Annotated in this window: 22 protein-coding genes; 7 read left to right on the forward strand and 15 right to left on the reverse strand. The window is 50.6% G+C overall.

All coding sequences use genetic code 11. The annotated features are described in order from the left end of the window. The gene (neuC, locus tag FIV00_RS19545; RefSeq protein WP_152502323.1) at positions 1-1,122 is read left to right on the forward strand and encodes a UDP-N-acetylglucosamine 2-epimerase; all 1,122 of its coding nucleotides are present in this window, start codon (positions 1-3) and stop codon (positions 1,120-1,122) included. A gap of 41 nt (positions 1,123-1,163) precedes the next feature. Here neuC and FIV00_RS19550 read toward each other — a convergent pair whose 3' ends face one another. From FIV00_RS19550 to FIV00_RS19585, 8 genes are all read right to left on the reverse strand, one after another. Further along, entirely contained in the window at positions 1,164-2,192 is a 1,029-nt protein-coding gene (locus FIV00_RS19550; RefSeq protein ID WP_152502324.1) for a hypothetical protein, read from the reverse strand. A gap of 36 nt (positions 2,193-2,228) precedes the next feature. Next, complete coding sequence (locus FIV00_RS19555; RefSeq protein ID WP_152502325.1) at positions 2,229-3,659, reverse strand: AMP-binding protein; 1,431 nt, start codon at positions 3,657-3,659, stop codon at positions 2,229-2,231. 35 nt (positions 3,660-3,694) lie between these two features. Next, a complete protein-coding gene (locus FIV00_RS19560) occupies positions 3,695-4,735 on the reverse strand; it encodes an N-acetylneuraminate synthase family protein (protein WP_152502326.1) in 1,041 nt (346 codons plus the stop codon). Between the two features lie 18 nt (positions 4,736-4,753). Then, a complete protein-coding gene (locus FIV00_RS19565; protein ID WP_152502327.1) occupies positions 4,754-6,535 on the reverse strand; it encodes a thiamine pyrophosphate-binding protein in 1,782 nt (593 codons plus the stop codon). Continuing rightward, positions 6,532-7,020: a 3-hydroxyacyl-ACP dehydratase FabZ family protein gene (locus FIV00_RS19570; RefSeq protein WP_152502328.1), complete on the reverse strand. Its 489-nt coding sequence runs from the start codon at positions 7,018-7,020 to the stop codon at positions 6,532-6,534. The genes FIV00_RS19565 and FIV00_RS19570 overlap by 4 nt, the downstream gene beginning before the upstream one ends. Continuing rightward, a complete protein-coding gene (locus tag FIV00_RS19575; protein WP_209006626.1) occupies positions 7,020-7,259 on the reverse strand; it encodes an acyl carrier protein in 240 nt (79 codons plus the stop codon). The genes FIV00_RS19570 and FIV00_RS19575 overlap by 1 nt, the downstream gene beginning before the upstream one ends. A gap of 67 nt (positions 7,260-7,326) precedes the next feature. Then, positions 7,327-8,538 (reverse strand): acyl-CoA reductase, encoded by a 1,212-nt coding sequence (locus tag FIV00_RS19580; RefSeq protein ID WP_152502329.1) that lies wholly within the window; start codon positions 8,536-8,538, stop codon positions 7,327-7,329. Then, complete coding sequence (locus FIV00_RS19585; protein ID WP_209006627.1) at positions 8,535-9,608, reverse strand: long-chain fatty acid--CoA ligase; 1,074 nt, start codon at positions 9,606-9,608, stop codon at positions 8,535-8,537. The genes FIV00_RS19580 and FIV00_RS19585 overlap by 4 nt, the downstream gene beginning before the upstream one ends. A 266-nt stretch (positions 9,609-9,874) precedes the next feature. Between FIV00_RS19585 and FIV00_RS19590 the strand changes: the two genes are divergently transcribed. Further along, positions 9,875-10,804: a polysaccharide deacetylase family protein gene (locus FIV00_RS19590; RefSeq protein WP_152502330.1), complete on the forward strand. Its 930-nt coding sequence runs from the start codon at positions 9,875-9,877 to the stop codon at positions 10,802-10,804. An 89-nt stretch (positions 10,805-10,893) separates the two neighbouring features. Here the strand turns inward: FIV00_RS19590 and FIV00_RS19595 are convergent, their stop codons facing one another. After that, positions 10,894-11,706: a ferredoxin--NADP reductase gene (locus tag FIV00_RS19595; protein ID WP_152502331.1), complete on the reverse strand. Its 813-nt coding sequence runs from the start codon at positions 11,704-11,706 to the stop codon at positions 10,894-10,896. Between the two features lie 479 nt (positions 11,707-12,185). On the opposite strand from FIV00_RS19595, the gene FIV00_RS19600 reads away from it, so the two are divergent. After that, positions 12,186-13,223: a GlxA family transcriptional regulator gene (locus tag FIV00_RS19600; RefSeq protein WP_152502332.1), complete on the forward strand. Its 1,038-nt coding sequence runs from the start codon at positions 12,186-12,188 to the stop codon at positions 13,221-13,223. 52 nt (positions 13,224-13,275) lie between these two features. Here the strand turns inward: FIV00_RS19600 and FIV00_RS19605 are convergent, their stop codons facing one another. Together FIV00_RS19605 and FIV00_RS19610 are read right to left on the reverse strand one after the other, a co-directional pair. Next, on the reverse strand, positions 13,276-14,046 hold the full coding sequence (locus FIV00_RS19605; protein ID WP_152502333.1) for a sulfite exporter TauE/SafE family protein: 771 nt from the start codon (positions 14,044-14,046) through the stop codon (positions 13,276-13,278). Between the two features lie 16 nt (positions 14,047-14,062). Next, entirely contained in the window at positions 14,063-14,836 is a 774-nt protein-coding gene (locus FIV00_RS19610) for an ABC transporter substrate-binding protein (protein ID WP_173006064.1), read from the reverse strand. A gap of 246 nt (positions 14,837-15,082) precedes the next feature. Between FIV00_RS19610 and FIV00_RS19615 the strand changes: the two genes are divergently transcribed. The 4 genes from FIV00_RS19615 to FIV00_RS19630 all read left to right on the forward strand — a co-directional run bounded on the left by FIV00_RS19615 (position 15,083) and on the right by FIV00_RS19630 (position 18,745). Beyond that, positions 15,083-16,297 (forward strand): winged helix-turn-helix domain-containing protein, encoded by a 1,215-nt coding sequence (locus tag FIV00_RS19615; RefSeq protein WP_152502335.1) that lies wholly within the window; start codon positions 15,083-15,085, stop codon positions 16,295-16,297. A gap of 145 nt (positions 16,298-16,442) precedes the next feature. Further along, positions 16,443-17,171 (forward strand): hypothetical protein, encoded by a 729-nt coding sequence (locus FIV00_RS19620; protein WP_152502336.1) that lies wholly within the window; start codon positions 16,443-16,445, stop codon positions 17,169-17,171. A gap of 161 nt (positions 17,172-17,332) precedes the next feature. After that, the gene (locus FIV00_RS19625) at positions 17,333-17,728 is read left to right on the forward strand and encodes a hypothetical protein (RefSeq protein ID WP_152502337.1); all 396 of its coding nucleotides are present in this window, start codon (positions 17,333-17,335) and stop codon (positions 17,726-17,728) included. Positions 17,729-17,782: 54 nt separating this feature from the next. Then, positions 17,783-18,745: a DoxX family protein gene (locus FIV00_RS19630; RefSeq protein WP_152502338.1), complete on the forward strand. Its 963-nt coding sequence runs from the start codon at positions 17,783-17,785 to the stop codon at positions 18,743-18,745. 168 nt (positions 18,746-18,913) lie between these two features. Here FIV00_RS19630 and FIV00_RS19635 read toward each other — a convergent pair whose 3' ends face one another. The 4 genes from FIV00_RS19635 to FIV00_RS19650 form a co-directional block, all read right to left on the reverse strand. Continuing rightward, positions 18,914-20,323, reverse strand: a complete 1,410-nt coding sequence (locus FIV00_RS19635; RefSeq protein ID WP_152502339.1) for a nicotinate phosphoribosyltransferase — start codon at positions 20,321-20,323, stop codon at positions 18,914-18,916. 70 nt (positions 20,324-20,393) lie between these two features. Then, on the reverse strand, positions 20,394-21,458 hold the full coding sequence (locus FIV00_RS19640; protein ID WP_152502340.1) for an NUDIX domain-containing protein: 1,065 nt from the start codon (positions 21,456-21,458) through the stop codon (positions 20,394-20,396). A gap of 167 nt (positions 21,459-21,625) precedes the next feature. Continuing rightward, positions 21,626-22,666 carry an L-threonine 3-dehydrogenase gene (gene tdh / locus FIV00_RS19645; RefSeq protein ID WP_152502341.1) on the reverse strand — a complete coding sequence of 347 codons (1,041 nt, stop codon included), beginning with the start codon at positions 22,664-22,666 and terminating at the stop codon, positions 21,626-21,628. After that, positions 22,663-23,850: a glycine C-acetyltransferase gene (locus FIV00_RS19650; protein ID WP_152502342.1), complete on the reverse strand. Its 1,188-nt coding sequence runs from the start codon at positions 23,848-23,850 to the stop codon at positions 22,663-22,665. The genes tdh and FIV00_RS19650 overlap by 4 nt, the downstream gene beginning before the upstream one ends. Positions 23,851-23,911 lie beyond the last annotated feature (61 nt).

The raw sequence follows: 23,911 nt of genomic DNA on the forward strand, positions 1-23,911 counted from the left end.
ATGAAACGCAATCTTCTGTTTCTTACTGGTACACGAGCAGATTTTGGAAAGCTTGAACCCCTCGCAGTGGCCGCGAGAGATGCCGGTCACAACGTAACGTTCTTTGTAACCGGTATGCATATGCTGGAACGCTATGGGGCAACTCGAATTGAAGTTGAAAGGGTTCAAGGCGTGCGCAGACAGGAGTATATTAACCAACGCGTTGGCGATGCGCAGGATATTATCTTATCTAAGACAATAATCGGACTTTCTGACTGGCTGCACGAAAACCCCACAGACCTAACCATTATTCACGGAGACAGAATAGAGGCACTGGCCGGAGCGCTTGTGTGCGCCACTAACTATATCAGGTGTGCACATATTGAAGGCGGTGAGGTATCCGGAACAATTGATGAAATCTATCGACACTGCAATACCAAACTCTGCACTTATCACTTTGTGAGTTCGCAAGATGCGCGCGAACGTGTCATTACGCTTGGCGAAGATCCCAAGACCGTTTTCACCATAGGTTCGCCAGAACTGGACATCCACTTACACGGCAATGGCGTTCCTATTGCCGAAGTCAGAAAACGATACGAGATCGAGTTCGCCGACTACGGCATCGCTGTATTTCATCCAGTTACCTCGGAGCGTGACACGATTGGCGCACAAGCACGAAAGCTATTTGAAAACCTGAAAGCGAGTGGTCGGCAATTCGTTGTTATCATGCCTAACAATGATCCAGGTAGCGAAGAGATTTTTCATGAAATTGACAAACTGCCAAGTGAACGTTTTCGCTGCTTACCGAGCATGCGGTTTTCCTATTTCTCCTCACTGATGAAACATGCAAGCGTGATGGTTGGAAATTCCAGCGCCGGAGTTAGAGAAGCTCCTTTTCTAGGACTTCCAAGCCTCAACGTTGGATCCCGGCAGCATCTCAGGTCAAGATCCAACACAATCACAGACGTGACCGCTTTTGATTGCGAAGTAATCAGAGATTTTCTGACTGACAAGTGGGGAAAACGCCTCGATGCGGATCCATCTTTTGGAACCGGAAACGCAGCAACACGCTTTGTCGAAGTTCTTGAAAACGATGAATTTTGGAGAGTTAGTCAGCAGAAATATTTTTTCCAGACTCCTTAAGCCTTAACGCAAGCTTTGAAAATTTTCATATTAACTTGCGTTTAGCAAAAATTGACATCACTTGACTTACCCCAGTCCACAATCTGTCTTGGAACTAGCTGATCTCCGGTACCTTTGAAGAGTACAACTGGCTCCTCAGCTAGATCAGAATTGTTAAGCCGAACCCCAAAATGAACTTTTGAATTCACGGCTTGAAACGGGAAAAAGTTGTTCGGCACAATCGTCTCATTACTATCGCAGTTAAGAGCTTCAAATCCAGCGCGCTCAAATACCTCCACATCAATCCCAGCGACCATGACGTCAACGTGTCGGCAGTTTTCGTCGAAAGCCTTTCGTTTAAGAAATTTGAGAACGAAATCAATTCCCTCAAGCTTACCAAAGTAATCATAAAGGCGCAGAATTCGACCTATCGGTGTTTCATAAGAAGCAGTGACAAGTACGAACGACTCTTCACCGTAAACTCCCTCGAATACTTCGAATACTTGCGAAAAATTATCTATATAACTCTTCTTCAAGAACCAAAAATCTTTACGTGGTAGAAAATCTGAATGTGGAAAACGTTCTTGCAAATTTAACAGATTTTCTTTGGTAGAGATCAATCGAACGGAAAAATCCAAGCTGGGTTCTGTTGACTCTTGCGGTGTCGATTTTCGTGGTTGCCAGTAAAACTGGCTAAAGAGCCCGCATCGATGTTTTACTCTACGGTAGAATGGCAAGAGGCGCTCGATAATTCCGGCTGTAAAATACCCTTCAGGCGCGACACTTTCGAGAAATGATTTCATGAAGGCCTGACCGACAAACGGAAGGCCCTCCATAGGCTTGAACAAAAATAGGCAGCCCGCAGCGTCCGTTTGTTGGCGGTTGTAAAAGAGAAAGGGCCATACACCGATTAATTCATCGTCTTCGAAAGCAGCATAAATATTCAGATGCCTGCCAACTTCATAGAAATGGCGCACCATTTCCGGATGAATTACATAAGAATGCGTTTCCCCGTAGTTGTCACGAACAAAGTCTACAAATCGCGATAGTTCACTCGCAAGGAGCTGCCGATGACTTAGATTGCGTTTCACCCGAGATCGTTTCCTCCCAATATTTGGAGCCGTCAACTATGAATCTGCCACAATGGAAGATCGGTAAACCGCACCCAACTGGTGGTAGTTTATTTTACCGCTTTCTGTTCGCGGGAATTTTTCCAGTCTGTGAAAACTGAAGTCCTTAGTCTGAAATTTCAGTTTTGTTGCGAGAAAACGAGACAAACAAACTGTGTCATGCGCTTTCGAATAGAATACCACGACCTTCTCGTCGCATTCGATACAAACAAATTGACCTGGCCACTCTGCAGCGAGTGATGCTTCGATATCGTCCAGCGAAACGCTATGACCATACAATTTGACCATCCGTTTTTTCCGGCCAGTAACAAAGATAAAACCATCTTCATCCACAAAACCCGTATCTCCAGTCGACAACTCTCCGCACCAGCTATCGTCAAGCACAAGATCATCGGTATTTTCCGCATATCCCATACAGACATTCAGTCCGCGATAGACGATTTCGCCCACGACGTTACTTGAAGACCCGGCGGCTTTTTCGGATTTTATTTCGATTTCACCACCTTTGAGCGGATAGCCCACACTCCGGCTTTTTTCTGGATATTCGTTTAGGCAAAAACAGCTGATTCGGGTCGTAGCTTCAGCCTGACCGTACATAATATAGAATTTCTTAGCTGCTTCCTGACACCAGCCTGAAAAAAAATCACTTAACTCCGGTGACAGTTTCCCCCCAGCTTGAGCAAGTACATGCAAGTACGGCAATTCCTGGTGGTGGATTTTGAGTTTTTTCAACATTTCAAATGTGAAAGGAACACCGTACAGAACTCCGACTTCACCATCACGCATCCTTAGCCAAAAATCCTTTTGCATGATCGAATGAGATGTCAAGTGGATCGTAGATCCAACAGATAAATGGGTATGCAAAACGGACATGCCGAAGGTGTAATTCAACGGTAGTGTCGTGATCGTCGACAGGCTTTCATCAAGGCTAAGACTCTCAGCGATCCCAACAGTATTTATTGATAAATTTTCCCGTGTCTGACGCACTAGTTTTTTGCTTCCTGTCGACCCGGATGTCGTTGCGAGAAGTGCTAGCTGAGGATGCAAATCCAATCTGGCGAACTTGCTTGTGACCCAAAGATCATAATCGTTCAGAGATGCTGCCAGCTTGAAGCCGGTAACATCGATTTTTAGCGTTCGTGGCTTCCAAAGGTAGTATGGCCGATACTCATTAACGTAGTCGACAAGGAATGAGGGTTCGATTTGTGTTCCCAACATGATGGGCACAATGCCGGTGTTCAGGAAAGTGAGGTAACCCACCACACAAGCGACGGTGTTTTCGCAAAAGCAAATCGCGAGCGTTCTGTGATTTTCCAGCTTGTTCGAAAACTCGTCCACCATGCTGACGAGCTCGGCATATCGATAACGGTCGCCATCATCCGTTTGAATCGCGACCTTTTCAGCAAATTGGTCAATGCTGAAAATCATTTCGCCGCCTCATTTGTGCAGGATCCGCTCTGTGCTCACATTGACAAACCTTGGTGCTGAATGTCGGCCTCTTTAATAACCTTCCCTTTTTCTATGCCCTTTGAGAGGGCCATTCCAATATAGGTTTCAATCCTATCCGGCGGAATGCCTGTTCCAGGTCGCTTGAAAACAACATCCTCGCGCTTGAGACTTTCACCAACTTTTAGATCTCGGACTGCAACTGCACTTCGTCTCATTTGAAGCCGTTGCTTGAGTTCGACTTCTGTCAGTTGCCTTTCTGAACTTCCAAGGGCATCAGCTATTCTGCGACAATAGGAGATCATTTGAGAAAACTCGTCAGGCTCGGTTGCCATTTGATTGTCCATGCCGATCTGACTGCTATTGAGCGTGAAGTGTTTTTCGATGACCCTCGCACCTAAAGCTATCGCTGCTACCGCGGCCTCCGGTCCTTTCGTGTGGTCCGAATACCCAACTGTCGCATTGGGAAAGCGTTTCGCCAGCATCGCAACGTTGTTGAGATTGCAAATCTCAGGTGGGCAAGGATAGACGGACACGCAGTGTAGAAGGCATAGGTCATTGTGGCCTGCCTTTTCAAAGACAGCTACAGCTCTTTCAATTTCCTGCATGCTTCCCATACCGGTTGAAAGAATCGTCGTTGCATGTTTGCTGGCAATGTATTCTAAAAAAGGAATGTTGTTCAAATCCATAGACGCAATTTTGATAAATTCGACATCGCACTGTTCAATTAGAAAATCGACTTCATCTATTGAATACGGCGTTGAAGAAAATCCAATTCCGATAGACCTGCAATAACTTGAGATTTCCCTGAGTTCTCCGGAACCCATTGAATACTTTTTAAAGAACCGCTTTGCGATTGGATTTTCTTTGAAATAGGCATCTGCATAAAGGCTTTCTTCCGTCCAGGATTGAAATTTCACGCAATCCGCGCCAATTTCCTTACACTTGAGAACCATCTCCTGTGCCGTCTCGACCTTTCCAAAGTGACTGGTGTTCAATTCGGCGACAATATATGGACTGTTCTCAAAGATGGATCGAGCAGAGGCGTTGTTATTCATGGCAGCAGACGCTTTTCCTTATTGATCAATAACTGGAACGATCATTTCGTTTTTGAGCACGCTCCTTTCCATGAAGGGAAATTGGTCCTCCAATGGCCGACGCACAAACCTTCTTTCCTGGGTCTTGGCAAAAGAGACCTCAAGATAAACTTGTTCGGCCAGACCATCGATCTCTATCAATATGGCTTCAGGTCGTTGAAGCAACCCACCAAGATCCTGTTCCAAGGTGTCAAGGTTCTCGAGTTTGGTATACGCGATGCCAAAGGCAGCGGCGACCGAGGAAAACCTTGGCACTCCAACACCATTTGACTGATCCGTGCCAATTGTCCGCTTGCGGAAAAGTTCCTTTTGACGCCGCTTGATAATTGCATAGCCACCATTGTTGACGACGATGACTTTTACCGGCAGCCCATTGTGGACGATGGTTTGAAGTTCTTGCAGGTTCATCATTATCGAGCCGTCGCCAATGACGGCAACTGTCGGTTTTTCCGTTGCCAGCCACGCACCCATTGTCGCAGGAAGAGCAAATCCCATTGCGCCTTGATAAACTGGATGCACGCATTTCTGCCCCAGAGAAAAGCGCATATTTGTTGGTAGGATTACATCGATGAATCCTGAATCACATATGAAATTCGCCCTCTCGGGCAGCACATTTGACAAAACTCTAGCGAAATTATGCAGGTCAATCGCTGTGTTTTGATTTTCCCACACATCGTAGTCGGCAAACAGTGTTTTCCAGTGTAGGCACTTTTTGAGCCAATCACTGTTCGTTCTGAATTTCTTTGAAGACAAGATATCAAGCATCTGCCCCGGCCGGATATGTATTATCCTATTGAACAGGTCCTTGTTTCGCTCGAACTCCTCGATATTCTCATCCACGACGATAATATCGGCCTTGCGGGCAAATTTGTGCGCATCTGCCCCAACGACGGAAGAAGGCAATCTGGAGCCCAGTACAAGCAGTAGATCTGAGTTTTGGACTGCAAATGCACCAGCTCTGGAACAGCCCATTGCTCCAACTGATCCTATAGAATGACTATTTGCCGTACCGTAGACATCAGTTGCTGATGACGTAAAGGTCACCGGTATATCGTTGCGTTCCGCAAATGCCTTGAGGCTTTCCGCGGCGTTGTCGAGCTTGACACCACCGCCTACCAGGATGACAGGACGCGTTGCGCTCTTGAGGCTCTCCTCAAGAAATGCAAGATCATCCCCGCAAACTTTAGCATTTTGTTCTTCGTCCGGTTCAAACCCTAGCAGAGTATCCGGATCGACACGCATATTCTGAACATCCAGCGGAATATCAATCCAAACGGGACCAGGCCTTCCTTTGTTCGCGAGCGCTGTCGCTTTTTCCAGTTCAAAACGGATAGTGGTGGGGTCACTGACAAAAGCGCAGTGTTTTGTTATCGGGCTTACTAGTTCTACAATATCCGCTTCCTGTTGCCCGTAGGTTCTGATCGGTTCACCGGTATGGCGCCTGGTCTCAGCAAGGGTGTTTTGACCGGAAACGAAATAGCAAGGAATCCCGTCCTGCCAGGCCGTCAGTACGCCGGTAATAGCGTTGGTAGACGCACAACCGGTCGACGTAAGACATACAGCAGGCCGATCAGAAGCTTGAGCATAGGCAACCGTAGCGAAGGCAGCTGCTTGCTCATGGTGCGGACACACAGCTTGCAACGCATCGTTTTTCTCAACAGCATCCGTCAAAAACAAAGCGCCACGGCCGGTGACAAGGAAGACATGCCGTGCACCAAGGGAAGCAAAATAATCGAAAACGTAGTCAGCGACGCGCTTCAACTATGCTTCTCCTTCATTTTTTGGAAAATGGCATCAGTCGCGCTCCTGATTGAAACGACAAAATCTGCCGAACAAGCGAATTCGTCTCCGACATATGCATCGGCTTTCCCTCTCGCTATGCCTCTTTTCAAGGAGGCAAGTTCAGCATTCACCACAAGGGTATCGCCAGGGACAATCTGCCTACGGAAACTACCATTGCCGATATTTAGGAAATTTGTTTTGCTGCCTTTATGCTCAGGCATGGTCAGAAACGTCATAATAAAAGTCTGAACCATCGTTTCGACCAAGATGAATCCAGGCACAGTGGGCTCATCCTCATAGTGTGCTGGAAAAAACCACTCATTATAAGAAAATGCTTTGACCCCGGTTGCGCGTTGCTTGGGCACGACATCGACAACCTTATCGAGAAATAGGATCGGATGCCGATTTCTCTGACATTCCTTGATGCCATTGATATCGAAATTGAGCTTGGGACTCCCGGTCATCAAATTGTAATTTCGTATCTTAACAGAACTTCCTTGCCCTTGCGGAAGTCCGAGATATCCGTGATATCGTCAATCTCCATTTCAATACCGAATTCATCTTCTAGCGCAGCTACAAGATTCATGTGGCCTATACTATCCCACTCCGGTATATCCTGGTACTTCAACCCCTCCAGCTCTTGTTTTTGGACAGGAAATGCTTCCATGAAGCATTTTTGATACTTTTCAATGTTTTCCGACATTTCTGGTTGTTCCGCTCACTGCCTTCGTTTGAGCCAGTTCAATTCTTAATGCGTTTCTGGCACTTACTTATTGAACCAAAACGAATTTTGACATCTGGCCAATCAAATCGTATCCGTCCCAGATGACATCAAACGCCGTTGCGTTTCCTATTTTTACCAGCCTGTCCGCACTGAGTTTTGTGGGTGTGCTCAGCAAAAGTGCCTCCAGCTCTGTTTGCGCAAACCCAAAGTGCGTTACAGTCTGTAATTGATGGTCATTTATCACTGGCAAGGCCGCCAAGTTATCAACTTGCACCTGCAAAAAATATCCGCCCGCAGCAAAATTATCAGCATTCTCAAGCGCTTCTGCCGTCGTGGTTACGGTCACGTTGCCCGTCATTTTGCTTCGCGACACCTTCGGCTCAAATCCACTGACAGCCAGACCCGCAATCTTCGTAAGCTTCTCATTCGTCTTTGAAGCAGGGCATTTGTAGCCCTTACGTTGCATTTGTTCATCCAGTTGGTTCCAGAACAGCTCTTGAGCTTGTGAAACTGTACCCTGATCTCCGATCCAAAGGACTGCTTTCGGTGAAGAACATGCGTTTTGATCAAAGACGAAAGTATCGTTGTAGAAAGCTGTCGCAATGCCTCTTTTGTCCTTCTCCTCAAGATATTCCTTTGCAGAGATCAGGCAGATCGAATACCTATCGGGAAAAGTGATATCGTACGCATGTGGTTTCAACGGAGCCTTGCGAATGGTTCTTACGGTTTGATTGCCCCCCCAAATTACTCGAATGTCGGCAATATCTCCCAGTGCTTGGTTTAGTGTTTCGTCAGCTTTAGACCGAAACAAATAAACCCTATTATGAAGAGCCTCAAACTCGGAACATGACAAGATAGTATCCAGCTTCTCAACTACAAAGTCGGTCTCAGCATTTGTGTTGTTCGAAAGGCGCACGACGCAGGAATTGCCGGCCAACAGTGCAACAATCAGACTGTAGCAGAAATTCAATGGGACGTTTGATGGCGTGTAGTGAATGGAGTGGCCCCGACCAATACGAATTGCGTCGTTGCTGGCGTACCTTCGAGCAACTATGGAGAGATTGGCGCGCCGGCAGAAAAACCCAAGACTAACGACATCCGGATAGGCGCGAGCTTCGCCCTTCATGAGTTTCTCTGAAAATGCAGACAACATATCGACCACCAGTGGATCGAATATCTTTCTCGATCCCTCTTTCAGCAGTTCGTCAAAGCTTCTAGCGCCGGCTATGCGACTATGATTGAGGTCTTGGAAGGTCAAAGTGTATCGCTACAGCCTCTTATTTCAGCTTCTGCCAAACGACCCAGGACCCGAAAATATTTGCCTTTCCGTCCACAAGGACAATCATCCTCTCCGAGTAACATGCCCAAGTCATCGGTCAAAAGTGAATGACCAGGATAGGAGTAGGGGAAAATCGACAAAGTTTGAATGAACCCTTCTTCGCCGAAGTTTTTGTTTTCAAGCGAGATGGTATCTCTGATCAGAATATCGTTGAATACACTGCAATGTAGGTGGCCTGCGTTGCATTCGACATAAATTGAACCTGTTTGTTCTACCATGCCGTAATAGTCGTGGACGCGTGAGATGTTGAATTGCTGCTTAAGCCGTTCTTTAAAAGCGGTGGGAGGCACAGCTTTATTGATCAGTTTTTTCCAACCACCGCCGTGTAAAAGTATGGCGTTAGACATGTCAATTTTTAGGTCTGACTCTGCCAAGGCCTCACACAGAGAGGTCCAAATCAGGAAGGTAAAACCAAAAACAAAAACGGCTTTGTCTTTGTGTTGATCGAAAAATCTCTTGATCCTCGGAAGGTCTGGTTTGAGGTCGTGGTCCAAAGCAAAAACAGGTCGGCGTCCAAACATCGAAAACCCGCGAATCGCAGCACCTCGTGCCGAAAAATTCGCATTTGCTCCCATTGCACCTTCACTGTCGACAACAAGCATTGGCAGGCGCTGCCCGCCTAAAACGCTATTAAGCGTTTTCGTGAGCCCCTTCGTCTGCAAATTGGCGGTCTTTTTATCCAACACTATTTCCGAGGGGATTTGACCTGAAGTTCCCGACGAGCGCATGTATTTGAAAACGTCTTCATCCGGAATGCTTTTGAGCCTGTGTTCTTTGAACACGCTCACCGGTAAATACGGAAGCTCTCCTATGCTGGCTCCAAAATTGCGGCCTCCGAACAATGCATTGATCATCGCTTTATATTCGCTGCATCGGTCGTAGTGAAATTGGGTCAGTTCACTCAAATTACGTTGCAGGAACGTGCCCTTTTCGGCACGCGTCATAGAATATGGAGCGATTTCAAAAATATTATCCATCGTGTCGGTCATTTGCTTGGGCTTACCATTGATGGACTCGGGGAATGATTGCCACCTTCCGCAATCTAAACAAAAGACTTAAACTGCGCGCGTTTCCCGGACTTGTTGTGAATTGCTTATCAACAGAAATAATCTGCCCCCCCTCTCCAACCAGATGCTTCCAGGATACAATGCCAGGACTTGAATTCAGTCGAATGGCGAAACAAAAGTTCAATTAGGCGCGCGTCCCTTTGTCGGCCTTAGGTTCTCTCCGCCCTTGGAACAGTGAAGAGGTGAAATTGCGGTTCGAACGCCCCACCGGTCTGATGTTCCATCATTTTCATGGACAAGACCATCCGCAGACCCAAGGCAGCATCAGTGGCAATACCTTCGAATCGATTCTTGAGTTCATCTCCCAAGATCATAGAATTCTCAAAGCGAAAGACTGGCTAGACCGGGCGAAAGCTGGCTCGTTGGAACGACAAGATGTTTGTGTGACGTTCGATGATACACTCGCATGCCAATACGATGTGGCCCTGCCTGTTCTTGAAAAGCTTGACCTTACGGGTTTCTGGTTTGTTTATACCTCAATTCTCGAAGGCGGTTTGGAACCACTGGAAATATTTCGCTATTTCCGCACAACATGTTTTGAAACCGTTGATCAGTTTTATGAGCGCTTCTTCGAGCTCTCAAATGAATTCCTGTTGGAAGCTTATTGCACAGCAGAATACCGGTTCGAACATGCCAGTTATCTTGCGCACGCCAGCTACTATTCACGCAATGACAGATGGTTCCGATATCTGCGAGACAACGTACTCACATCTAAAAGCTACAGATCGATTATAGAACTTATGATGAAAGAAAAACGCTTTTCGATTGATGTCGCAAGAGACAAGCTCTGGTTAACCTCTTCACAAGTCAAGCATTTGTCGCAGTCAGACCATGTTGTTGGACTTCATTCTCACACGCATCCAACCACGCTTGCTGAACTTCCCTTTGCCGAACAAAAAACTGAATATGAGCTAAACTCCGACAGTCTCAATGCTTTACTCGGTTGTCGACCAGACACAGTTTCACACCCCTGCAACTCCTATAATTGCCAGACGCTTGCAATTCTAGATTCGCTTGGTGTGCAAATCGGCTTCCGAGCAAACCGGCTTTCGGTTGAAAACCGATCTGAACTCGAGTACGCGCGTGAAGATCACGCAAATATTTTACCGCTGTTGTAGGGTTTGCAGCCCCACCGTCGGCACCGCATCAAATAGCGAAAAACCCGTCTAAAAACAGACGGGTTCACTTTGGAAACGATAGCAGTTTTCTAACCCACAAATGCGCGTTCGACGACAAACTCGGCGGGTTTGTTGTTGGCGCCTTCGGTGAGGCCGGCGGCTTCGAGCAGTTGTTTGGTGTCGCGGATCATGTCCATGGAGCCGCAAATCATGCCGCGGTCGATCGCGGGGTCGAGTGCAGGCACGCCGAGATCTTCAAACAGTTTACCTGACTGGATCAGATCGGTAATGCGGCCCTGACGCGGGAAGTCTTCGCGGGTGACAGAGGTGTAATGCACCAGCTTGTCTTTCGCATATTCCCCGATCAGCGGATCGTTGATTGTTTCCTGCACCAGCTCTTCACCGTATTTCAGCTCCGCCACTTCCCTGCAGGTATGGGTCAGGATGACCTGATCGAACTTTTCATATGTATCGGGATCCCGGATCAGGCTCGCGAAAGGCGCGATACCCGTGCCGGTGGAAAACATATAGACCCTTTTGCCTGGTACGAGCGCGTCATTGACGAGTGTGCCGGTCGGCTTCTTTTTCATCAACACCGCATCGCCCGGCTGAATCTTCTGGAGATGCGAAGTCAGTGGACCGTCCGGAACCTTGATTGAGAAGAACTCCAGTTCTTCATCCCAGGCAGGGCTGGCAATCGAATAGGCCCGGTAAAGGGGTTTGCCGTCGATCATAAGGCCAATCATGACGAACTCGCCGGAACGAAAGCGAAAGCTCGCCGGGCGAGTCATGCGGAACCGGAAAAGGCGGTCCGTATAATGTTGTACAGTTTTCACTTCCTCGACGAAGACACCCGCCGGAGCGGCAGCTTCAAGGTCAGCGGGTTTGGCAAGTACATTCATTTGAATTGAGGTCCGTAGGTCATCGCACTGGTGGATTTGTGCCCCATGTAGCACCACTCCTACATTGACTTGAAGCAACCCGCATCCACGAAACAGCCAAAATTCAAAAAAAACATTCTAATTTCGTTCAACTTTCAGGGTCCGTGTCCCCTTTTTGAGGAGGCGCAGCCATTTTCGGCTGTGCCAGACATTTCATGATGCCTGCGATAGCACCCCTTCAAGAGACTGTGCCGAGGGACGGAAGCTGTCGCCCTGCCCTCAAAGCGGCCGGAGAATTTCAACGCCTGAAAAACGGAAAACATCGCCCTTGCCATCTCCATCTGGCGATCACGCAGTCGATCACAATTTGCAATCATTTGTGACAATTCAACGAATCCGACAGTCAATGTCGTTTTTTATTTGACAGATCAAGACAAATTGAAAAATCTATAGATAAACAAAGATAAACCTCAATAATACCTTCCAACGAGGTGAAGTAAATGTCCGGACGCACACACGAAGAAACAGGTCAGACGATAGCATTCGTTCTGCTGGACCGGTTCTCCATGAACGCATTCGCAAGCGTCATTGAACCACTGCGTATAGCAAATCGGTTGCTTGGTCGGGAGTTTTACGCATGGACGACTTATTCCCTTGACGGGAATTCAGTCGTGGCAAGCAACGGATGCGAGGTTGCAGTAAAAAAATCTATTCGTGAGCTTCACGACGCTGACATTACACTATTGTGTACTGGCATTGACGTGGAACGCCTGCCGCTCGATCCGGATCTCGGCAACAAGCTCAGACGCTTGAATGCCATGGGCCGCACGTTCGGTGCCATCTGCACAGGCGCTTATCTCCTTGCCAGATACAATCTGCTCGATGGCCGGCGCTGCACAATCCATTGGGAGAACCTGCGTTCGCTGCGTGAGGAGTTCCCTGATGTTGAAGTGACATCGGATATCTTTGCAATTGATCGCAATTGCATCACCTGTGCCGGAGGCATGGCATCGCTCGACATGATCCTGAGGCTACTTGCCATCCAGCACGGAGCATATCTTGCTCATGAGGTTGCCGAAGTCGCACTTTACCAGAACATGCGCTCAGGCGAATCTGCGCAGCGCCATGACATTGAGGCACGGACCGGCATCTCCAATGCCAAAATCCTCGACGCCATTCGCATCATGGATCTGCACATCGAAGATCCGCTGAGCTGCCAGCAACTGGCCATGACCGTGAGCCTGTCGCCCCGTCAGCTGGAGCGCCTGTTCCGTCGTCATTTCAATTGCACTCCCGGCCAGTATTATCTGCGTCTGCGTCTGGAAACCGCGCGGGACCTTTTGCGCCGGACAAGCCGTCCGGTGCTGGATGTTGCCCTTGCCTGTGGTTTTGCTTCAACGTCACACTTCACCAAATGCTATCGGGAACGTTTCCTGTGCACACCGACGGAGGAGCGGCAGTCTTATCAATGGGCCAATACCAAATCCACATCCGGTGTCGGAACAGCAACACCCATGAGGCTCGTCGCAAAGTCCTGATGCATGCACATACCGTCTGAACATGAACGCCGCGAAATCGCGGCGTTTTTTGTTACTGCACCAGTCGCCAGACACCGAGTGGGATCAGATAGAGGCCAAGCGCCAGAATCGCTGCCAGGACCAAGCGTCTGAATGCTGCCTCGGAGACCTTTTTGCGCACTTTCTGGCCTGCCCAGACCGCAAGCAGCGTCGGTATCACAAGAACTATGGACGCCAGGGTTTCGCGCCCGCTCACCAGTCCAAAGCTGCCGAGAGAGATACCGAGTGCAACCGTTGAAAACAGAAACAAGAGCCCCATAGCCTGGATCAGCTGATCTCTCGGCAACCCAATCGCCTGAAGATACATGACGCCCGGAACAGTGTAGGATCCGGTCAGACCTGAAAAGACCCCGTTGACCAGACCAAGCCCGACACCGATTGGCACCTCAAGGCGCGCCGGTATTGTCAGAACAACTCCCGCCAGCAATGGCACGGCATAAGCCACCATCAATATACCCAAGACCAGATCAGCAGCCCCTACCGGAAGACGGGTCAGAACCAGAGTGCCTGCACCGAGGACAAGGACGGCGGCACTCAAAAACGGCCACAAACGCTGGAGCAAAGCCCGCAGGTGACCACCCAGAAGCCCCTGCCAGAGATTTGTCAAAAACGCCGGCCACAGGACCAACACCATCGCCTTCTCAACTCCGACAAAAACGGTCATCAGACCCAGCCCGATTGTCGGCAGGCCAAACCCAACAAGCCCTTTGACGAATCCGGCAACCAGGAACGCCGTGATTGAGACCAGTATCAATTCCGGGCTTGCATTCGCCAGTCCGGTCAAGACAAGTCTCCCCGTGTCATTCCTGCCCGCGTGTAGATGTGTTGAAGGCTTTCATCATGTTGGCGGCCTCTCCTGCCTCGACACGTTTTTCCAGCTCCTTTTGAAAGGCACTGATGTGCTTCAGGCAAGGTGACTTCTTTGAAAACATGTAGTGCAAAGAGTTTTCGAGTGCCGGCCATGGCAGCGCTTCGACCTGACCTTCCACCCCGAGATCTTTCAACATCATATCGCCGGCGTGACGGGCTATGACCAGATAATCCGCCTTGCCATCGACAAGGAGTTCCATGTTGGTCGAAAAATCATCAAAGGACTGACGGTTGATGGTCAGGTGTTCTTTGGCAAAATTGTCGAACTCTTCTCCGAAGGTCGCACCAAAAGGTGCCAACCCTTGCAAACCAATCAGCTCATCAAGTGACCCCGGGCGATCTGTCATGTCGGCGCGCACAAAAATTGCTACCGGCTCCTTGATGACAGGTGAGCTAAGAACATAGTTACGAGCCCGATCCTTGGTGTGGTAAGCGCCGGCGACCATGTCGATTTCACCGCTCTCGAGTTGAACGAATACACGTTTCCAGGGCACTTCAGCGCCAAACGCAACATCAACCTGCATCGATCGAAAGATTTTTTGCGCAAGGTCTGGAAAGACACCGCTCAGATTTTCAGCTCCCTCGTGCCTGATCGAGATCGGGAACCAGACATTTGACCCGTTTATCCTGATTTGATCGCAGCTTCGCGTACCTGCAAAACCATTCGGTGTGACCGCCAGGACCGAAACCAAAACCAACGACATACAAACAGCAGCCCTGCTGCAAAAATTCAGATACATTCGACCACAGCTTTGAAATGTTTGCCCTTAAACATACCAACCAATCAAGCCGCTAGCGGTTCTGCGGTCAATGCAAAAGCGGTAAATGCGAACCCGGTTGCCCAACCAATTGGCGGTGCGTGGCAGGATTGCATAAAAACCATTGTCATAAACACCAATTCAAGCACCCATGTCTGGTCATGGTGTGCTGCGTGATGCTAACCTTTCTCCATGACGTCTTCTTCGATTTTCAAGATGCCGAACCCGGTGGCTCGACATCTCTTTCTGCAAAAACATGGACTTAGCGAACCACCCAGAGGCAGTGGCAAGGGTGAAGACCTGGCTGCATTGATCACGAAACTCGGGTTTACCCAGGTCGACAGCATCAACACCGTCGCACGTGCGCACCACATGATCCTTGCAGCGCGCAGACCCGCTTACAAAGAGAAGAATCTCAAACTTCTGTTGGAACGGGACAGGCTTCTTTTTGAACATTGGACGCATGATGCATCCGTCGTTCCGACACAGTTCTTTCCGCATTGGCGACTGCGCTTCCAGCGAGATCGGGAGGCTTTGATCGGGCGTTGGCGCAACTGGCATGCAAACGGATTTGAAGCCAAGGTCGAGAACGTTCTCAAGCAAATCAGCGATCACGGTCCGGCAACCTCGGCAACTGTCGGCGAGGATGAAAAACGCAGCAGCGGTGGCTGGTGGGAGTGGCACCCTTCCAAAACCGCTCTGGAATTTCTCTGGCGAACGGGTGAGCTATCCGTTTGCCACCGCGCAGGCTTCCAGAAGGTCTATGATTTGACCGAACGCGTCATACCACATAACAACCTGAACACCCGGTTCGATGCCGAGGAAACCATTGACTGGGCCGCGCGCTCGGCCATGGAACGTCTTGGCTTTGCAACCTCGGGTGAAATTGCGGCTTTCTGGGACCTGATTACTTCTCAAGAAGCCAAGAACTGGTGTCAGAGGGCACATAGCAGTGGCGTTCTGACTGAAGTAGAGGTTGAATGTGCCGACGGGTCCTTCCGGCGTGTGTATGCCTTTCCGGAAACGATTGAGACGCTCGACAGTCTCGAAACACCGCCTTCCCGTGTGCGCGTCCTATCGCCCTTTGACCCGGCGCTCAGAGACCGGAAGCGAAGCGAACGGCTGTTCGGCTTCAACTACAGGATTGAAATTTTCGTTCCGGAAGCCAAGCGCGAATATGGTTATTACGTCTTTCCGGTGCTCGAAGGCTCACGCCTTATCGGGCGCATTGATATGAAAGCGCTTCGGAACGAAGACAGGCTGCATGTTCGTGCCTATTGGCCGGAGAAAGGTGTTCGCGCCTCAAAGGCTCGAACGGAAAAACTTGCGGCAGAACTCAATCGCATCGCCCGCTTTGCGGGGTGTTCGGAAGTCAGCTACGAACCCGACTGGCAAAGGACTCGCTAACGGCTCGTCGCAGTCCGATGCTTGCAAGACATTGCTGATTAAGATCTCCCTGCTTTTTGTTGCGTTTTCAGTATTTTCCCTGACAAGAAAGTTAAAAATAAACTAACCAATAAAGTGCATCATTTGCCATCGAGCCACGAGGTTGATGATGCGTTTGCCAGACAAGAAATCGGCTGTGACATGGCCCAAACTCAGTGGACCGCACATCTGTGTGGGGGCTGGACAAAAGGCGATGGATCTTGCGCGCAAAAGCCTTGTTAGTGCCGCGGAACTTCGTGACGGCAAGCTCAGCAAAGCTGACATCGAGGCCGTGTTTGATTTTCTGTCAGCCTCGCAGGACCTCTTCGACATCTATCGTTCAAATTATGAGGCTTGCGGCCGCATTCACAAGAAGCAGCCATTTGTCGGCGCAAACAAGGACTTCTTCGCAATGTCGGTGCTGAGGTTCCTGTGCTTTGATGTCGTCAGAAAAGTTTTCGAACCACAGATCAAGCGCGCGGATCCTTCTTGGGAAATCGAATTTCTTCAGGCTTTCGCTGCTTATATCTGCCGAACGTCGGATGCTCAATTCATTGACGAATTGTCTGAAGCCTATCGCAAACTTGCCAAGTCTCATGGCAACGAAATTACGGCCATTACCATTGCCAACGACAAGCTCATCAGAGAAATCGTCGGCAGGGCTTCAAAGCAGTTTCCATCAGAACACATTGACTTTGTGAACTTCTCGAATGCCGTGAACAAAGCCCTGTCGGACAAATATGAGACCTACGGACCTTCGCCGATCAAAGTGTCAGAACCTGTGATTGAGCAGTTTTTCAACACATTGAGAGACCCAGAAAAGTCCAATTTCTTTCGTAAGTCGGTCATGTCGTAAGGACAGCTGCTTAAGTTGAAACTCCGAAAACGCAAGTCGCCGACGCATCGTTCTCGAGCGGTTTTGAAAAGAGAACACATTTACTTTAGATTGCATTTTTTTCTTGATCGCCTTTAGCGCGAAATGCATGCTGCATCGCAAGAAGCTGATCGAGTCGAAACATGTCCCGTTTCTTTAACAGTCACCTGCCTGTGCTTGCCATTGTCCTGTTGGCGTTCTGGACCTCAGCCCAGACCGTTTCGTTCGCCTTGTCGGTCGGCAACGTAACGCTCACCTACTCAACAGCTGAAACATCGTCGCTTCCGGGTGCTTCTCGTGACTCGGCCGCAATGCACATGACGTCAGGAACTTCGGAACAGCAAGACAACAGGGCCTGTTTTCTGACCTGCTTTTCCGATACTGACTTTTGTTCAAGCCACTGTTCGGCGACACTTGCCATATACCCTGCAGACACGGTTCGCGACTGGAGAATTCAGCGCGCTGTCAGAGACCTGCCGAATGTGCTCGACGGTGTTGAAGTGCCTGTCGACCCCACACCACCCAAAGCTTTCATCTAACTCCGTCCCCCGGCCAAACCGGGATCTTGTTTAATGAACTCCGGAGTAAGACGAATGTCTTCCAATTCTACACATGCAAGCGGTTTTGCCGCGCAAATTAAACCTGCCTTTTTCGCTGGACCTGATCATTTGACTGTCCGTCAAAGTGACCAAGTCGCCTTGTTTCTCAGGCTCGGGCTTGGATCCGTTTTTGTTGTCGGTGGCTGGTGGAAACTTCAACGGGCGATCGACGCCAGCAGAGCGAGCGATCTCGTTGAAAAATATACCGCTTCAAACGGCTACATAAATGACTTTTTCCAGTCGTACCTGTTCAGTGGTAACTGGCTGTCCGCCTGGGGGTTCCTGACAGCACTCTCTGCCTTTGAACTCGTCGCGGGAGCAGCGCTTGTAGCCGGCTTTCTTGTCCGGCCCCTTGCTATTGTCTTTGGCCTGATGATGTGGTCGTTCGTTGCCGCCCTTCCCGTTGCAACAGTACCTGGTCAAGACACTTCGGCCAGCACCTTCTTTACCCCGGCGATGATTGTCCAAATCCGTGACATCGGTCTGTCCGGAATGTGTTTCACACTTGCAGTTCTCGGGTCTGGCAGCTGGAGCCTCGATGAACGTTTGACCGGACGAGGAGCCGGCGCACAAGAGGCCGACTGGTCGTCACTTGGCCTGCTGCTTCGTCTCTCGGTCGCCATAGCCTTTCTGGCAGGTGGATTTTTCTATGGCCTCGACCATGTCAAAAGCTGGTCCGGCATGCCCTTGCTGCTCATTCTTGTCGGCTTGATGCTTGCCTCAGGACACGGGGTTCGGATCGCGGCGGCATCAGCTTTTTTGATCCTCGTGGTTTATTGCGTCGGCAAGATCAGTTTCGACAAGACACCTTGGGACAATTTGAACGCCATCAAACGTGAGTTTGCCTTTTTGGCGGCCTCTTTGGTCCTGATCCGCTACGCAGGTGGCGCAGGCTTCAGAGTTTCTGACTTGCTGTCCGCACCGCGAGAAGTGTTTTTCGGAAAACTGCGCAACTGATCATCAACACACCGAGTGGTTTCAGGATGCTGAAAAGCTTGGTGTTTCGCTTCAGCAAAGGATCATGAAAAAGGAGACGCCGTCAGTCGGCGTCTCCTCAGATTTGATGCAGACTCCCAGGTTGCACGGCCGAACGAGAACTCAGTTCGAGACATCGGCTCGTTTCGGCTATCCTGAGGACAGACTTTGTTTCAGACCGTCATTCGCGCGTGCACGCACGTCATCAAAACTTGACGATTCATGCAGCTTCCCGTCCCGGTAGACCACTTTCAACTGGTCATCCGCCGGGTCCACTTCGTCAAATTTTCTGGCAACGAGCTGACCGTTTTGGAAGACTACCGCTTGGCGCCCGGCCTTGGAGGCCTTGTTCGGATCGGAAACCGGCATCTTGAAAACGTCCTTCCATTGGCCGTCCTCAGTTTTCATCGCATTTGCTTTCATGGCAAAACGCATCGTGTCCCGATTGACGTGCTGCAGCAGTCCGCCGCCCATGCCAAAGGCGATGTTGTCGAGAGACCAGCGTTTACGGACCATTTCGGCGACAAGCTGTTCGATCGTCGCCAGTGTCATTCCATCACCCTGAATGACCCTGACAGCAGGATTGAGCAACCGTGCTCCCTTGGCGTTTTCCGTACCGCCGTAGCTTTGCCAAAGCGTCTCAAGAACCTTCAGGGGTGTTTCAACAGGACTGCCGGAATCCGGCCTGATGACAACCGTTGCACCAGATGCCAGTACCTGATCCTTCAGGGTACCGCACCAAATATTCCTTACGGCGTTGTGGATGTCATAACTGTCAGAGACAACCGCGACCAACTTGTCCTTTCGCGCAAACTGATCGAGCATGTTGGCGTAAGCAGCCGTCTCCCGCTCAGGGCCCCAGCTTGTCATTGTCGAGTGCTCGGCAGCTGGAATGGAAAAGCCGGCAACCTCTGCATCATAGAATTCCGAGGCAGCCTCCAGGGCTTCCATCGTGTCGGTTCCCGCAAAATTCACTAGATGTGCCATCCCTCCAAGAGCAGCACTTTCGGACGACGAAACACCGCGAGCGCCAAAATCGTGCAACTTGAATGGAATTTGCTGGTCCGGTTCTTCGGATGTCGCCTGCAATCCGCGATAGATGACCTGTTTGCATTTGAAGGACATTGTAGCGACCGTTGAGGGATACCAGACTGCGCGGAGCAGCGCGGTTTCGACCCACGTGGTCAACCAGGGCATGCGGTCATCGGTGTTTTCCAGCTGGACCAGCGGCACACCACTTGGCACCAGAGAACCTTCAGGCAGTGCCTTGATTTCCAATGGCAGCAGGCCAGCGTGATCGTCAACGATCTGCTGCCAGCCTTCCCGGTTGAACGGGACGCCGTGTGCCGAACAGATTTGAGCGGCCCGCTCAATGTCCTTGTCCGATATCGGTCGTTGAAGCACCTTCCTCAAATAGGCCTGCAGGCCGAAGAACAACACATCATCCGAAAATGGATTGGTGCGCGCCTCGACATAGGCCGAGATCTGACGTGCTTCAGGCGGATACTGTCTGAAGTGAGATTGCTTGTAGCTGTCGGTTGCCAACAGTGGATTTGTCATTGTGAACTCCTCACGCGACAAGGTGAACGTGCCAGAGGGGCTCCCCCTCAGGCTTGTGAACGGTCTCGCGTCACAGATCTGCCATCAGATCGATGATGGACCAGTGATCTTCGAAGAACTGCTCGGGTTTCAGATCCCCCAGGCGATGCCAATTCGCCGTTCTGGCGTCATCTCCGCCCGTGACCGAGAACAGCTCACGCCGCTCGGGCAGCCTGAAAAGATAGGCATGGGTGATGATGCGGCCACGCAAAGATCTTTCGGGATGGTCGAAAACCCGCGTTTTCGCACCATCGATGAAAGAGGCCAGCATCGCGGGTGGTATCTCGCCCTTGTGGTCGCTGATCCTGGTTTCTTCCTTCAGCTCCCGAATAGCCGCGTCGCGAATGCTTTCTCGCGGATCGAGAAAACCTCCAGGCAAAGCCAGCAGCCCCTTGCCAGGCGCTTCACCACGCTCCACCAGCAGAATATTGCCAGACTGTATGACCACAGCATCGACGGTCACAAAGGGACCTCGTCCCCACTCATCCGGGTAGGCATCCAGAAATTCGGCTTCTTCCAGCAGTTCTCGGAAAGGATCTAACAGAGCAAAGGCTTTCAGCCATTCCGCTACTTCGTCGGACAGGACAGATTGCGAAATCACGGGAATGCGCTGGAAGAGCTGTTTCCTGACATCTGTTGAGGAAAACGTGCCGTATTGGCTCGCAAGCTGAACATTGCCCCACTCGGGAAACAGTTTCAGATAGTAGCTGCTCCGATCCTTGCCATAGCCGGCCAAGGCGATCCGGAGGTCCTGCAATCCATGCAAAACGACCCCGCCCTTGTTGTAGTGCTCAAGAACGGTTTCGTTAACAACGCGTTGCACCTCCGTGCACCACGCTGTGTCGGAATAAGGATGATCCTGAACAGGTTTCAGGACAAGTCGCCCGGTCGTCAATTCGTGCTTGAAGACCTTTGCGAACATGTCTTCGCGCTCGGAATACGTGAACGGATTGCGGGGGGTGCGTGCCTGTCGTGCGGAGCCGATCAGCACGATCAAGGTATCGACCTTTTCAAGCGCCGAGCGGATCACAGCCTCATGGCCGATATGCAGCGGCTGAAAACGGCCGATAAATACACCGTAGTCAAATTTGGACATTCGAGTCTCCCTCGAATTGATGGATGGTCAGTCGAACTCCTCGACTGATCCGATATTAATACTCATTTTGAGTATATTCAAGATGCAATAAGAATTTTTGGGTAGATTGTCAAAGGAGAGAGAGTTTCAGGCCCAGCTCCAGCACAACTCGCGAATTGAGCTCCGACTCAGGTCCAGCTCAAGACGACCTTCCCGGCCTCCCCCGATTTCATTGCCGCAAAGCCTTGCTGAAACTCATCAACCGTGAACCGGTGAGTGATGACATTCCTGACGTCGAGACCGTTTTGAAGCATGGCAATCATCTTATACCAGGTCTCGAAAATCTCGCGGCCATAGACACCCTTGATCGTGATCGCCTTGAAGACAATTCGAGACCAGTCCACTGGAGACTTTCCCGGCGGTATTCCCAGAAGCGCAATGCGCCCGCCCATCACAAGATTTTCTACCATCTGGTCGAGGGCTATCTGGTTGCCGGACATTTCCAGACCGACATCGAAGCCCTCTTTCATACCGAGTTTATGTTCGATGCCCTTGAGATCTTCCTCGGCAACATTCACCGGAACCACGTCGGCTACCCGTGTCGCGAGGTCCAGGCGCGCCTGATTGATGTCCGTGATCACCACATTGCGGGCACCGACATGGCGCGCAACGGCGGCAGCCATGATGCCAATGGGTCCTGCGCCCGTGATAAGCACGTCTTCGCCGACAAGGTCGAAACTCAGCGCCGTATGCACGGCATTGCCAAGCGGGTCTAAGATAGCGCCAATTTCATCGTCTATCTCGTCAGGAAGAGGCACCACATTGAAAGCCGGCAGACGCAGGTATTCCGCAAAGGCACCCTGTTCGTTGACCCCTATGCCACGGGTTTCGGGATCAAGGTGAAACTTGCCAGCCCGCGATTGCCGAGAGTGTTTGCCGATCAAGTGTCCCTCACCTGAACAGCGTTGGCCAATTTCAAGATCCGTTACAGCGCTGCCGATCTCGACGATTTCGCCGGCAAACTCGTGTCCGGTGATCAGCGGCACGGGAACAGTCTTAGATGCCCAGTCATCCCAATTCCAGATATGGATGTCCGTTCCGCAAATGCCTGTCTTGTTAATGCGGATCAGAACATCATCAGGACCGATTTCGGGAACGGGTGCTCGGGTCATCCAGAGCCCTTCCCTCGGCTCGGCCTTGCACAACGCCTTCATCTGATTGCTGTTCATGACAGAACCCCTGTTGCTTTGCCAGCTTTGGCAAAGGCCTCCAGCGCCCGATCAAGGTCGGAGCGGGACAAAGCGGCGTTCATCTGGGTTCTGATGCGCGCTTGTCCCCGTGGAACGACTGGAAAGAAGAAACCGGAAACAAAAACGCCCTCTTCAAAGAGTTCTGCGGCCATAGCCTGAGCAAGCTTCGCGTCACCCAGCATGACCGGCACAATTGGATGCTCGCCCGGGAGCAGCCTGAAGCCGAGACCTTCAAGGCCCGCTCGCCAATAGCTGGTATTGTCAAAAAGAGCCTGGCGCAGATCATCCCCTTCTTCGACAAGGCGGATGGCTTCCAGTCCGCTCATTACGACCGCCGGCGGCAATGAATTGGAAAACAGGTAAGGCCGCGCCCGCTGACGCAGCAAGTCAATAACGGGCTGCGGTCCGGCAATATATCCGCCAATGCCACCGCCCAGCGCTTTGCCTAGCGTTCCGGTCAGAATGTCGACATCCACGCCGAAATGAGCTGGGGTGCCCTCGCCCTTTGGACCCATGAAACCAGTTGCATGGCAATCGTCCACCATGACGACAGCGCCATATTTTTTCGCCAAAGCAGTGATTTCGGGAAGCTTGGCCAGATAGCCATCCATAGAGAAGACACCGTCAGTGGCGACCATGAGGTGCCGCGCGCCACCCTCGCGAGCTTCCTGAAGCTTCGCTTCCAGATCCGCCATATCGGAATTTGCATAACGGAAGCGTCTGGCCTTGCAAAGGCGGATGCCGTCAATGATCGACGCATGATTTAGCGCGTCCGATATAATCGCATCCTCAGGCCCGAGAAGAGGCTCAAACAAGCCGCCATTCGCGTCAAAACAGGCTGCGAACAAGATGGCGTCATCTTTACCCAAAAACCCGGCCAGGCGCTGTTCGAGTTGACGGTGGATGTCCTGAGTTCCGCAAATGAAGCGCACCGATGCCATGCCATACCCCTTGGGTTCCAGCGCTTTTCTGGCAGCTTCTTCGAGTGCTGGATGGTCAGCCAGGCCAAGATAGTTGTTGGCGCACAGGTTGATCACATCGCGACCGCCAACCGTTATCAAACCGCCCTGCGGCGACGTGATCTGGCGCTCGCGCTTATAAAGCCCTTCTGCTTCAATTTCTTTCAAGGTCTCACGGATATGTAACAGGAAGGCCTCGGACACGGCATCTCTCCGGCAAAATGGATATTTCATCCACTATGCCGGATTTTTATTCGAAATAGAA

The sequence above is a fragment of the Labrenzia sp. THAF82 genome (genome assembly GCF_009363435.1).
GTDB lineage: Bacteria > Pseudomonadota > Alphaproteobacteria > Rhizobiales > Stappiaceae > Roseibium > Roseibium porphyridii.